The organism is Stenomitos rutilans (assembly GCF_059505485.1).
Window position 1 is genome coordinate 43,228 of the sequence record NZ_JCACKR010000048.1, and the last position, 11,896, is coordinate 55,123.

An 11,896-nucleotide genomic window follows, 5' to 3' on the forward strand; every position below is an offset into this window, starting at 1 on the left:
TATGTAAGCAGCCAAGCATTTAGTAATACCAATTTGAATTGAAAATGCGACACATCCTGTAGGGGTAAGGCAATGCCTTGCCCCTACCCACCGATTGATCTGTAGCCGTCATTCTTTAAATCGGTATAACACTGCGCATGACAGCGCCCAAAGCTATTCGGCAAAGCCCAGCAATGGTGGCATTCTCGTTCAACTTGCCAATAGCTTTTTGATGTGACGGTACGATCTAACAGACTCAGCGGTGTAACCGCATCTACAGAGCGCTGCTCTCATCGAGCAGTGCCATGCGTCGTTGCTGCGAGGCTAGCCCAATCAGGCATTTGCTACAGGGAGGAAACTAGACAGCAAGATACTTGTGCACAAGCGCATCGCTGAGATCGGCGGTATGGCCCTTTGCGACGACCGAGCCTTTTTCCATGATGAAAAACTTTTGGGCAAGCTGACGGGCAAAGTCAATTTTTTGCTCCACCACCACTACCGTGATGCCTTTTTCGCGATTAATGCGTTTCAAGGTATCTTCAATCTCTTGCACGATCGAGGGTTGAATGCCTTCCGTTGGCTCATCCAGCAGCATGATTTTAGGATTGCTCAACAGCCCACGCGCGATCGCCAACTGCTGCTGTTGCCCACCGCTCAACAACCCGCCCTGCCGCTTGAGATGCTGCTTGAGCATCGGGAAAAACTCAAACACCTCTTCTGAGATTTTCTTCGGCTTGTCTTTGGCGGCTGTCATGCCCAACTTCAAGTTATCCAGCACCGATAGGTAAGGGATGATTTCGCGTCCCTGGGGGATGAACGAAATGCCATAGCGAGCACGCAAGTATGTGGGGGTTTTGGTAATCTCATCAGCATCAAATACAATGCTGCCAGACATGACTTTATTCAAGCCAATCACACTCCGCAAAAGCGTCGTTTTACCCACACCATTGCGCCCCAAAATACATGCAATTTCACCCTTTTCAACCGCCATATCGACGTTGAACAGCACAGGCGTTTGACCGTAGGAAACAGTCACATCTGTTAAATTAAGCAGCGGCATCGATTCGTTCACGACCTAAATACACCTCAATAACTTTGGGATTTGACTGGACTTCCTGGACGGAGCCTTCGGTTAATTTCTCGCCCTGATGCAACACCACAATACGCTGGGCAATCTGCTTCACAAACTCCATGTCATGCTCAATTACCACAACGGCATGATGGTTAGCAAGGGTTTTGATAATCTCACCCGTTTCATGGGTTTCATCAGGCGTCATCCCTGCGGTTGGCTCATCCAGCAATACCACAGTGGGATCTTGAGCCAACACCATGCCGATTTCAATCCATTGCTTTTGACCATGAGATAAGGAAGAGACTCTGCTAAACGCTTTGTCCAAAAGACCAATGCGCTCTAAGACCGTTTCAATTTTGGCTTTTTTAACGCTGGTAAGCTTGGCTTTGATGGATGAAAAGACGCTGTGAGATCCCTTTAAAGCCAACAAAATGTTATCAAAGACGGTCAGCTCGTTGTAAACGTTGGGATTCTGGAATTTGCGCCCAATGCCCATGTGCGCGATCGCGTGAGCACTGCGATTGGTAATATCTTGCCCCTGATAGTAAACATGCCCAGATGCCACTGGAGATTTGCCCACAATGGCGTCAAGCAGCGTACTTTTGCCAGCACCGTTTGGCCCAATGATGGTCACAATTTCTCGATCAGCAACATCCAGGCTCACGCCCTTGATGGCCTGAAAGCCTGAGAAAACGACCTTGACATCTCTGACAGAGAGAATGGCTTCGAGGGGTTCTGCCCTGGATTCATTGGCAGACACAAGTGTATCCATAAACCTAGCCTTGTACGTTCAGTTTGTTACCGTAACCTAACATCCCCGGTCAATGCGTTCTGTGACCTAAGTAGCGATTTGCATTGGGGATGAATTGGCTTATTTAACCCGTGAGCGCCCTTTTATCGGACGAGGAGTACCACTGGATGAGGGACGTACAGCTTTGAAGGCCATCAGCGATCGCCCAACCCACCGCGACCCCTGTTGAAGCGGCGTGACCCAATCAAACACCCGCGCCTGTACAAAGCCTGATGTCGAACTGGTGCTTGTGAGGGGAGCGGATTTCTCCTTGGCTACCGATTTGATCTGCTTTGGCAACAAACCCATCAACCCATCCGGTAGAAACAGCACTACGACCAGCAGAATAATACCAACGATCAACTGCCAGTCTTGCGTAACGCGATCGACCGAGTTTTGCAACTGTCCCAGCAAAATGGCTGCAATTAGAGGGCCTACCAGCGTACCCCGTCCGCCTACCGCAACCCAAATCACCACCTGCGTCCCAAAGGCCACGCCCAAATAAACGGGTGAGATGAAGCGATTCAACGGCACAAACAAGCCACCTGCAATACCCGCAATCCCAGCCGATAACGTCCAGACGAAGATCTTGAAGCTGGCAACATCGTACCCCAGGTAAGAAATGCGCTTTTCGTTCTCTTTAATGGAACGCAGGATCAAACCGAAGTTTGATTGCGTTAACCACCAGCTTCCAGCCAGCACACAGGAAGCAAAGATCAAAATCATAAAGTACAGACCGATCGGCGGAATGACTAAACCACCAAAGAGGGTGAGCTTAGAAACATCTGTAATGCCGTTTGTACCTCCGGTATAAGCCTGTTGGCTCACAAAAAACGTCGTCAGCGCTGAGGCGATCGCCAGGGTAATGATGGTGATGTAAACCCCACTGACCTTAGACCGAAAAATGAACCAGCCGATAATGTAAGCAAAAGCCGCTGGAAGCGCCACCATTGCGATCGCCGCAATGGGAAAGAACTGCAACGGCGCAATAAACCACGGCAACTCTTTCAACCCATTCCAAACCATAAAGTCTGGCAATGTGCCCCCATAGTTATTGGCAGTGGCAGAGAGATTTAACTTCAGGTAGTACGCCATCGCATACCCGCCCAGCGTGAAGAAAACGCCGTGAGCAAAGCTGAGAATGCCCGTGAAGCCCCAGACCAAATCTAGCGAAATCGCCAGTACGCCAAATAGGAGTAACTTCGCCATCAAGTTGGCTTGAAACTCGCCCGCGACAAACGGCAGAATGGCGAGAATCAAAAAACCAATGCCCCCGATCGCCAGTAGCTTAACTGGCACGGTTGATTGCCGCAGCCGACCCATTACCTCTGTCACGTTGAAATCTCCCTACATTGATAATCTCTAAGCTCGCTTCTGCACCGTAAACAGACCTTCAGGACGGTAGCGAATCAGCACAATCACCGAAAAGAGCACAATCACTCGTGCTACAGGGTCGTTCAGCAAATAAGCGATCGCTGAGTTCGCTTCCCCAATCAGCAATGAACCTGCGAGTACACCGATTAATTTGTCTACACCACCCGTTACCACCGTCATCCAGGCATCCACCAGGTAATCTTGTCCCATCGGCGGTGCAACACTCTTGAGGGATGAAATGACCGACCCTGCAATGCCTGCCAGACCACAACCATAGGCAAATGTCACCATATCCACCAGGCTCGTGTTGACACCCAGGCAACGGGTCATCTCACGGTTCTGTGTGACGGCACGAATTTGACGACCCAGGGATGTTTTATAGAGCAAGAAGGCCGTCAATCCCAACAGAACCAGTGCGACAAAAATGATAAAGAGTCGGTAGTAGGAAATTTCAACTGACTGGCCGCCCGCCTTGAAAAGTGACAGGTTGCCCTTAATATACGGTGGCGCTTTCACATACTTGAGTTGCGCCGTAAAGATGAGTTTGACAATGCCTTGCAGCACAATGCTGAGTCCCCACGTTGCCAGCAGCGTCTCCAGCGGTCGCCCGTAGAGCTTGCGGATGATGGTCAGCTCCACGATCGCGCCAATGATGGCTGTCAGCAAAAACGCGAAGGGAATGGTGAGCAACAAATCCATCTTGAAGTTTTTCTGAAGCACAAACGTGGTGTAAGCGCCCAACATAATGAATTCACCATGCGCCAGATTGATGATGCGCATGACTCCAAAGGTGATAGCCAACCCCAAACCCGTGAGCAGCAAAATACCGACAATGCCAATACCATTCAAAAGCTGATTGGCAAAGGCGATCGGGTCAATGCTTTTGGCAGGTGGAGATGACTGTGCCAGGTATACCAGAGACGAAACAAAATCCATGACCCCCTACTTCGCCAAAACGGCATCTATACCATCAGTCTCAGTAACATCAGTCTCAGTAACATCAGTCCCAGCAAGACTCAGTCCCAGTCAAAGAAGCCCGACCAGAGGCGATCCCATCTAGTCAGGCACAAACTTAACCGTGCTAAGCCTGCTTCAGAAACTCAGCTGGAATGTCTTTCTTGGTTTCCACAGTGGGGTTGCTGCGATCGTCCGGTGTCTTATGCTTGCACAGACGACCCTTGTAGAGCGCCTGACTCCAGGGAATTGGCTTCACCGCTGCTTTCGTTGCAAAGACGATTTCTGCTTGTCCGTCAGACTTCCACTTACCAATGCGGGAGTACAAATAGGTGTGGTAGTTGTCTGGATCCACTTTCACCGTACCCTGTGGTGCCTTAAACTCTTGTCCACGAGTCGCTTCACGCAGGTTGGCAGTGGTCAGTTCCTTACCTTCACCCATCGCTTTCTCCATCGCTTGCGCCATGAAAAATGTCTGAAGATAAGCCGCTTCCATCACACCGTTGGTCACACGGTCTTGCCCAAATTTTGCTTTGAACTGTTCCACAAACGCTTTGTTTTCAGGCGTCTCAACCGACTGGAAATAATTAAAGCTGGTGTAGTGCCCTTCGGCGAACTCAGAACCCATCGCCAAAATTTCTTCTTCTGTGGTGGGGTACGCCATGATGGGCGTGTCTGCCGACGTCAAACCCGCATCTTTGTACTGCTTGTAAAAGGCAGGAATACTGTCACCTACCAGATTGCTCAACACAAAATCGGGCTTTGCCTGCTTGATCTTGTTGATGATGGTGATGAATTCGGTGGTGCCCAGTGCGGCGTATTCGTCACCGACTACTTCGCCGCCAGCTTTCACCAGTTCTGCCTTGGCGATCCGATTACTTTCTTTAGGGTAGATGTAGTCAGAACCGATAAAGAAGCCTTTTTTCCCAAAGTTCTTAGCGCAGTATGGAATGGAGTCTGTGATCTGCTGGTTTGGTGCAGCACCCGTGTAGATGACGTTGGAGCTACACTCGTTGCCTTCGTAATACACCGGGTAGTACAGCATTTTGTCTTTCTCTTCAAAGACAGGCAGCACAGACTTGCGGCTGGCAGAAGTGTAGCAGCCCAAAACGCAAACTACTTTGTCTTCATCGATCAAGCGCTTGGACATCTGGTTGTACAAGTCCCAGTTGGAGTCTGGGTTTACAACCACCATGTCAAGCTTTTTGCCTTTAATGCCCTGCTTGCCAGCCCAAGGGCCTTTGCCTTCATTGATTTGCTCGATCGCCAGGAAGGTCGCGTCTTGCAGAGACTTCTCTACAATGGCGATCGACCCTGTGGTGGAGTACATCACCCCAACCTTGATGCCGTCACCGGATGCGGTCGATGCTACTGGGCTAGCACCCGGTGAAGCAGAGGTTTCAGCCGTTGGAGCGCCGCCACTCGAACAGGCAGCGACGATACTAGAGCCAAGTGCAAGCGAACCATACTGGATAAACCGGCGACGATTCATACCACCCAGTATGAACAGGGGCTGACGCGACTTCATGAAGCAATTCTCCTTACCGTTTAAAGCACTTATCTGCACAAGCTAAGGAAGCAAAGACAACATCGGCGCTCGTCAGCCGTTGTTAATTCGTTCCGCGTATAGATGGAGTGCTGCAATACTGTGTGATATTAGAGTTACGACTGCATGGTATTTGTATTGGATTATACAAACTGTGGTCGTGGACTCACAATTCATCTGCAGGGCGGTAAATTGGCAACCAGAAAGTCAATCACGATCGGTAGCCCGTCCTGAGTTTTAAGATTAGAAAACACAAAAGGCTTGGCACCCCGCATTTTTCTCGCATCTCGATCCATCACGTCTAGATCGGCACCCACATAAGGAGCTAGATCAATCTTATTGATGATTAAAAGATCAGACTTTGTAATACCCGGCCCACCTTTACGGGGAATTTTGTCGCCGCCCGCTACATCAATAACGTAAATGGTGAGATCGACTAATTCGGGGCTGAACGTGGCTGCCAGGTTGTCTCCCCCACTTTCGACAAACACCAGATCGAGATTGAGAAAGTGTTGCTCCAATTCTTCGATCGCCGCCAGGTTCATCGACGCATCCTCCCGAATCGCAGTATGAGGACAGCCACCCGTTTCCACACCACGAATGCGATCGCCCTCCAACGCCTGACTCCGCACCAAAAACTGCGCGTCTTCCTGGGTATAAATATCATTGGTGACGACGGCTAAATGGTAGCGATCGCGCATCGTTTTGCACAATGCCTCCACCAGCGCTGTTTTACCAGACCCGACTGGCCCTGCCACTCCCACTCGAAATGCGCTCATAGGATTTCACGACCTGTAACGTTCTGCTTTCTTAACTAGCTCTAGCAATCTGCGCAGTGTAAATATCTTTGAGAATGGCTGGCAAATCGTACTGATATTGCCAGTTGGGATAGTGCGACTGGAACTTCCGTACATCGGAAATATACCAGATGTGATCGCCAGAGCGGTTGTCTTCCGCATAGGTGTATTGCAGCTTTTTGCCAGACATCGCTTCACAAATGGCGATCGCTTCTAGCATGGAACAATTGCTATGGCGCGCCCCCCCAATGTTGTACACTTCTCCACAGCGAGGATTTTGGTAGAAGTGGTAGAAAGCATTGACTAAATCATTGCTGTGAATGTTGTCTCTAACCTGTTTGCCCTTGTAGCCAAAGATGGTGTACGGTTCCGACGCGATCGTGCATTTCATTAAGTACGCGAGAAAGCCGTGTAACTTGGCTCCTGAGTGGGAAGGCCCGGTAAGACAACCGCCTCGGAAGCTAGCCGTCTTCATGTCAAAGTAGCGCCCATACTCTTGCACCAACACATCTGCTGCCACTTTCGACGCACCAAAAAGCGAGTGTTTAGACTGGTCGATCGACATAGATTCGTCGATACCAATCCAATAGGGATGATCGGTAGCAATTTCCCAACGGGACTCTTGTTCTGCTAATGGCAACAGGTTTGGCGTGTCGCCATACACTTTGTTGGTAGAAGTAAAGATAAATACTGCATCAGGGCAGTGCTGCCTCGTGGCTTCTAACAGCACCAGCGTACCATTTGCATTCACGGTAAAATCCATATGCGGATCGCTAGCAGCCCAATCATGGGACGGCTGTGCAGCCGTATGGATGATCAGGTCGATCACGCCAGCATGGTCTTTAAAGATGGCTTCGATTGCATCACGATCGCGAATGTCCAGGTCGTAGTGATGATACTGGTCGCCATACTTGTCTTTGAGGACGTTACGATTCCACTGCGTTGAAGCCGCTTGCCCAAAAAAGTAAGCACGCAAATCATTATCAATGCCAATCACATGGAACCCCAAGCGTGCAAAGAAATGCACCGACTCAGACCCAATTAATCCAGCAGAACCCGTAACTAAGACTGTAGGCATACCTGAACACTCTTTATCAATACTCAATGCAAAGTATCAATACCTTACAATTAAACCGTTAAAATCTCTACGACGTTTCAGGTAGAGTCTTCGTGTGAGGCTCTATAACCGCGATCGTGTCAGTAAAAGATGCCTGCATGATCCGTCTTAAAGTTTGGCTAATACTAAGTAGGCAAACAACCGCGACCCCTGACAGAAAAAGATTGGGAGCCGTCAGAAGATATCCTTGCATACTCCAGGAGGGTGCGAGTACCCAATTGATGACAAACCAGAGAGCTTGAAGCGCAAGTACAGCGTACACCAGCAGTTGAGGCAATCGAGTTATCACACCAGCTAACCCAATGAATAAGAGGATCACCGTGGCATAGGAGCCTTGATGAAGAATCGTCGTAGCAGGCCCAAACATGACCAGAACCCAAAACAAAAGGCTAAAAACACTCACTCCCAAGACAAGAGAGATAGGTTTAATTTGTGGCGACAGCTTGGTTCGTTTCAGTAATAAGATGGCGCACCAAAGAAACCACCCAAGATTCAAAAGACCAAGGCTTCTGGTGAGATGAAAAAACTCTTTCTCACGAGTTAATTTGGGAGACAGCATCCCTGTCTCTGGACTAGCGGCAAGTATCTTTAAATTCTCCCACTTGTTATTAGCAATCTGAGCCAAGCTCAAGCGGTTATAAGAGTCTTTAATAGCCTGTATGGTTGAACGAGAATCGATTTGAACCACGCCTGCAATGTGCCATTTTGCTAAACGATTGCCAGGTGGCTCATAAAATTTCTGATAGGCTGACCACGGTGCAAGCAACAGGCCAAAGACTAAACAGCCAAGCACGATCTGGTGCCTCTTTGGGAAAGAGCGTGGCCTGATCAGCATGAGCACGATCGCGGGCAAGGTAAACACTACCCCTCCGTGCGATAACATCCCCAACGCCGCACTACCCGCTGCTAGCCCACACTCAAGGGTTGAGGGACGACGCGACTCCAATACTGACGAGAGCAACAGCGTGAAGGCAAGGACAACGAACGCGGCGGCTAGTAATTTGGGCCAAACGTAGACACTATTGAAGAAAAAGAAACCGGAGCCGATCGAAAACGCCAGCGTTAGAGCGATCTGCCATCCTGAAAAAGTCAAGCGGCGGCACAGTGCCCACATCGTCGCAACCCAGGAGCATTGCGCGATCGTGCTCAGGATTTGGTAATGTAGCCCTCTTGCCCCACTTAAAAATGAGAGGGGGCGCTGTACCAGCATGATGCCTGTTTGCAGCGGTGGGCGATCGCTGCTCAGCCATTCACCCAGCAAGGGGCGAGGATCTTTACCGTCATAGAGGCGATCGGCAAAGAGTTTGGGCAACACGTTGTCTGGAGGAAAGCCATCAAAAAAGCGAACTTGAGCCACCATTTCTGGTACGACACCCAGATTGATTGTGTAGAGGATGGCGGTATACCCCAGACCTACCAGCAGCATTAATAAGAGAGGCCATGCAAGATCTGGAGTGGCAAGAAACAAGTGCATCTTTCGTTGACGACCCCAGGCGATGCCTACAACGGTTGCCAAAAGTATACAAACGCTAAGGCCTGTACCGAGATTGGCGTTGAGCAGGTAAACCCAGAACGTTGCATAGCCAATCAGCGCATTGATCGCCATTGCCAGGATGACGGTTAACGCAGGGTGAAGCGTGCCACGTTGCACCAGGACTTTAGCAAGCAGCAACCCTGGGGTAAGAAACAGAGCAAAGTAAAGCAAATAGAGGGGCACTAACCCGATCGCCGACCATTGCCGACCCAGGAAACTCAGAAAGCTCACCTGCAACGGCGAACTCACGCCCAGCCAGCCTTGAGCCTTTTGGCTACCGTCAATAGCAATGACCTTGATTAGTTGGTTGCGCCAGTCCAGCGGCAACACCCAGTACAATTCTTGCCATCGCTGACCTAAAGGCGGTAGACGCAAGTCACGCTGTTCTCTGGTCGAGATGCGCTCAATCAGTAGCCTATTGCCGTCCGTAGAGGGTTCGCCTGAAACAAAGAGACTCAACAACAGCGGTGCTGGAAAAGAGGGTGACATGAGTTGACCTGTCTGTCGATCGCCCTGAGTCCACGAACCCCAAAGAACAATCCCTTCACCTCGTTTTTTCAGCGTTTGAACCGTACTTTTTCTGACCTCAGGACTGCCATTCAAGGCAAACTGGCCTGTGACGACATACCCAGATCGGCTCGGTGCTAGGACACGATCGCTCCCACAGATGACGGTCAGCGTTACACCAACCAGCACAACGCCCAGGCACACTAGCCCCAAAGCTCTTATCAGGAGTGGATGGCATCGAAGCATTTGAATCGGCATACGACCCTGCGAGTTCCTTAACGTCACGCTGAATTCGTTGCCGCAACCTTCGTCACCCCAGGACGGAGCGTAAAATCGCTTCGTTGTCAGCAATCCAGTGATAAATCGATCGGAGCGTTTCCTCTGGAGTCAGCTTCGGCTGCCAGCCTGTTTGCTGGATCACCTTCTGCGAATCGGTAATAAAAAGGGGCACATCACCGGGACGGTCTTCAAGGACAGACTGGATCGAAATCGTTTTTCCGGTAATCGCTTCGCAAAGCTGCGTCGTTTCAACCAGTGATAGACTACTGTTCGTGCCCCCACCCACATTGAACACTTCACCATCCAGAGCCGAAAAATGCGCTAACTGATACTCCACTAAACGGAGCAAATCATCAATGTGCAGCAGATCCCTTACCTGTTTGCCTGTGCCGCCAAAGCCGATATAGCTTAGCGCTTTTCCAAAATAATGCGCTGCCATCCAGAGGGTAAACACCCCTTGATCCACCTTTCCCATCTGCCACGGCCCAGTGAGAACGCCACAGCGGTTGACGATCGCAGGCATAGCGTATGCGTCCTGATACTCCGTGATCAGCAGTTCGGACGCTAGCTTGGTCGCACCGTAGAGCGATCGGGCACCGTCCAGACCAAAAGTTTCGGCAATGCCATTGGGCGAAACACCTGCTAATGCCTGCTCCGGAGTTAGCTCAAAGCGAGTGGCACCTTCTTTCAAGGTCAGCGACTTCAGCGCCTGAATGGGATAAACCCGGCTGGTCGAGAGAAATAGCACCCGTGCCTGCGCCTGCCGTGCCAGTTCCAGAATGTTGATCGTCCCAATGAGGTTGGTTTGCAGGACGTATTGCGGCGAACTGAACCCGGCTAATACTGACGGTTCGGCTGAACAATCGATGATGGTCTGCACTGGAAATGCACTCGGCTCTAAGTCAGAAGGCGATCGCACATCGCCATGCACAAACGCAATATCCAGCTCTTTCAAACGCGATAGATTCAGCTCGGAGCCGCGTCGCCGTAAATTATCGAGGCAGGTAATGTTCCAATCGGGATGGTATTGCTTTAGCCCGATCGCCAAAGCACTGCCTACAAACCCGGCACCACCCAAAATCAACACATGCTCAGGCATTCAGCTTTAACTCAGAAACAGCCGCCCGACCTTTGCTGCGGTGATAATCGCCCCGTGACAGGTACTTTTCCAACCAGATGTACAGCACAATAAACAGATAACGACTGCCCATTTCTTTAATCTTGAGCTTGGAAATGCCCGTTTTGCGGTTATACCAGCGATTGGGAATAACGGCATAGGAAAAGCCACGCACGATCGCCTTTAAGGGCAATTCAACCGTGAGATTAAAATGGTGGCTCAGAATCGGTTGTACCCCTTCGATCACATCACGCCGATAAAGCTTAAACGCATTGGTTGTGTCGTTGTAGTGCAACCGAAAGAGCACTTTGATGAACCAGTTTGCCAATCGGTTAATATACAGCTTGTGAATCGGATAATCGACAACCTTGCCGCCTTTAATGAAGCGAGAGCCAAACACGCAGTCATACCCTTCTAGCAGCTTGTAGTACCCTGCAATTAGATCGTTTGGATCGTCCGACGCATCAGCCATCACGATCGCCACCGCATCGCCATCAAACTCTGCTAGGCCGCGACGAATTGCAAAGCCAAACCCATTAGGTGGTTGGTTACAGAGATAGCGCACGCTAGAAAAGTCTAAGGTCAACTGCTGACAAACGGATAAAGTATTGTCGCTGCTGTTGTCATTAATAATCAAAACTTCGTGATGAATTCTCTCTCGCTGTAGTATCTCAACCAGAGCGCTCACCGTTCCATATAAACAATCCTGCTCGTTGTGAGCTGGAATCACGATCGATAGTTTCATCACTCCTCCGCGCCTTTGTCCTTGGTTTAGCCGTTTAAAGAGCTACTGTCCCACCACAACGTGCAATCATAACATCCACAATGCT

Annotated in this window: 10 protein-coding genes; all 10 read right to left on the bottom strand. The window is 50.1% G+C overall.

What is annotated here, in order from left to right; all coding sequences use genetic code 11:
• Positions 1–337: 337 nt before the first annotated feature.
• The 10 genes from urtE to AC5JLP_RS07925 all read right to left on the bottom strand — a co-directional run bounded on the left by urtE (position 338) and on the right by AC5JLP_RS07925 (position 11,811).
• Positions 338–1,051 carry an urea ABC transporter ATP-binding subunit UrtE gene (urtE, locus tag AC5JLP_RS07880; protein WP_496067374.1) on the bottom strand — a complete coding sequence of 238 codons (714 nt, stop codon included), beginning with the start codon at positions 1,049–1,051 and terminating at the stop codon, positions 338–340.
• A complete protein-coding gene (gene urtD / locus AC5JLP_RS07885) occupies positions 1,026–1,823 on the bottom strand; it encodes an urea ABC transporter ATP-binding protein UrtD (RefSeq protein ID WP_496067375.1) in 798 nt (265 codons plus the stop codon). Before urtD ends, urtE begins: the two co-directional genes overlap by 26 nt.
• 99 nt (positions 1,824–1,922) lie before the next feature.
• Positions 1,923–3,176, bottom strand: coding sequence for an urea ABC transporter permease subunit UrtC (gene urtC, locus AC5JLP_RS07890; RefSeq protein WP_496067376.1), 1,254 nt, complete (start codon positions 3,174–3,176; stop codon positions 1,923–1,925).
• A 27-nt stretch (positions 3,177–3,203) separates the two neighbouring features.
• Complete coding sequence (gene urtB, locus AC5JLP_RS07895) at positions 3,204–4,151, bottom strand: urea ABC transporter permease subunit UrtB (RefSeq protein ID WP_496067377.1); 948 nt, start codon at positions 4,149–4,151, stop codon at positions 3,204–3,206.
• Between the two features lie 145 nt (positions 4,152–4,296).
• Positions 4,297–5,697, bottom strand: coding sequence for an ABC transporter substrate-binding protein (locus AC5JLP_RS07900; protein WP_496067378.1), 1,401 nt, complete (start codon positions 5,695–5,697; stop codon positions 4,297–4,299).
• A 191-nt stretch (positions 5,698–5,888) separates the two neighbouring features.
• On the bottom strand, positions 5,889–6,494 hold the full coding sequence (gene ureG / locus AC5JLP_RS07905; protein ID WP_496067379.1) for an urease accessory protein UreG: 606 nt from the start codon (positions 6,492–6,494) through the stop codon (positions 5,889–5,891).
• Between the two features lie 31 nt (positions 6,495–6,525).
• Positions 6,526–7,590, bottom strand: a complete 1,065-nt coding sequence (locus AC5JLP_RS07910) for an NAD-dependent epimerase/dehydratase family protein (RefSeq protein WP_496067380.1) — start codon at positions 7,588–7,590, stop codon at positions 6,526–6,528.
• A gap of 67 nt (positions 7,591–7,657) precedes the next feature.
• Positions 7,658–9,928, bottom strand: coding sequence for a glycosyltransferase family protein (locus AC5JLP_RS07915; protein ID WP_496067381.1), 2,271 nt, complete (start codon positions 9,926–9,928; stop codon positions 7,658–7,660).
• A 52-nt stretch (positions 9,929–9,980) separates the two neighbouring features.
• Positions 9,981–11,048 (bottom strand): NAD-dependent epimerase/dehydratase family protein, encoded by a 1,068-nt coding sequence (locus AC5JLP_RS07920; protein WP_496067382.1) that lies wholly within the window; start codon positions 11,046–11,048, stop codon positions 9,981–9,983.
• On the bottom strand, positions 11,041–11,811 hold the full coding sequence (locus tag AC5JLP_RS07925) for a glycosyltransferase family 2 protein (RefSeq protein ID WP_496067383.1): 771 nt from the start codon (positions 11,809–11,811) through the stop codon (positions 11,041–11,043). Before AC5JLP_RS07925 ends, AC5JLP_RS07920 begins: the two co-directional genes overlap by 8 nt.
• Positions 11,812–11,896: the final 85 nt, after the last annotated feature.